Raw genomic sequence first — 1,064 nt, forward strand, 5'->3', positions numbered from 1 at the left:
TCGAGGCGGAGCCCGGTGCGGTACACCTGTCCGCTCGCGCGGCGGGCGCCGTCGCGGCCGCCGAACTCGACCATGGCGGCCGTGGCGGGACTCAGCGAGAGCCCGACGCCCACGCCCATGAGGGCGCGTCCGATGAAGACCCAGGTCAGGTCGGGGGCGAGTCCGAACGCGATCGAGCCGGCCGTGAGCGCGGCGAGTCCCATGAGGATGACGGCTCGGCGGCCGATCACGTCGGACAGGTTGCCGAACACGATGAGCACGGGCACGAGCACGAGCGGATAGATCGCGAAGATCGCCGTGGTGACCGAGGGCTGCAACTGCCATTCGGCGGCATACAGCGGGTACACCACGGTGGGGGCTCCACTCGCCCAGAGCGCGAGTCCGGCGACGGATGCCGCAGTCCAGAATCCTGCCCGATCCGACAAAGCCATGGGTGCCGCCTCTCGATCCCCTGAGTTGGAATCACCAAGTTAGCACGCTGGATCTGTTTTTCCTAGTCAGTTGGTATGATCGAGTCATGGAACGTGAAGCGGATGCCGCAACGAGCGCCGCCCCGCGCGCAGGGGTGGCCGCCGGTGCACCCGACGACGCCGACGCAAGCAGGGGCGCCGACGCCGCAGCTGCCGTCGAGCGCTGCTCGATCGCCCGCAGCCTCGAGGTGCTCGGCCAGAAGTGGTCGCTGCTCATCGTGCGCGAGGCCATGTGGGGTCGCACCCGATTCGCGGAGTTCCGCTCGCGCCTGGGCATCGCGCCCGACGTGCTGACCGACCGCCTCGGGCGGCTCGTCGACGGCGGCATCCTCGAGCGTCGGCCCTATCGCGATGAAGGCGAGCGCGAGCGCGAGGAATACGTGCTGACGGATGCCGGGCGCGCCCTCCTGCCGGTCCTCGCCGCCATGAGCGCCTGGGGCGACGAGCACCGCCCGAGCGGCTTCGGGCCCGCCGCGCTCTACACCGATCGGGACTCGGGCGCTCCCCTGCGCCTCGCCTTCGTCGACGCCGACGGCGCAGAGCGCGATCCGGCGGATGTCGCCGTCGTACGCGGACCTGGCGCCCGGCCGCTGG

The 1,064-nt window shown here is 71.1% G+C and carries 2 protein-coding genes; one reads left to right on the forward strand and one right to left on the reverse strand.

Going from position 1 to position 1,064, the window contains the following annotated elements:
• Window positions 1-431 (reverse strand): MFS transporter (locus tag GH736_RS23350; RefSeq protein ID WP_159607438.1); only part of this gene is annotated, 431 nt, incomplete at its 3' end.
• Between the two features lie 86 nt (window positions 432-517).
• Here GH736_RS23350 and GH736_RS23355 point away from each other — a divergent pair.
• Window positions 518-1,064 (forward strand): winged helix-turn-helix transcriptional regulator (locus GH736_RS23355; RefSeq protein WP_159607440.1); only part of this gene is annotated, 547 nt, incomplete at its 3' end.

The sequence above is a fragment of the Agromyces humi genome (assembly GCF_009720255.1).
Classification (GTDB): domain Bacteria; phylum Actinomycetota; class Actinomycetes; order Actinomycetales; family Microbacteriaceae; genus Agromyces; species Agromyces humi.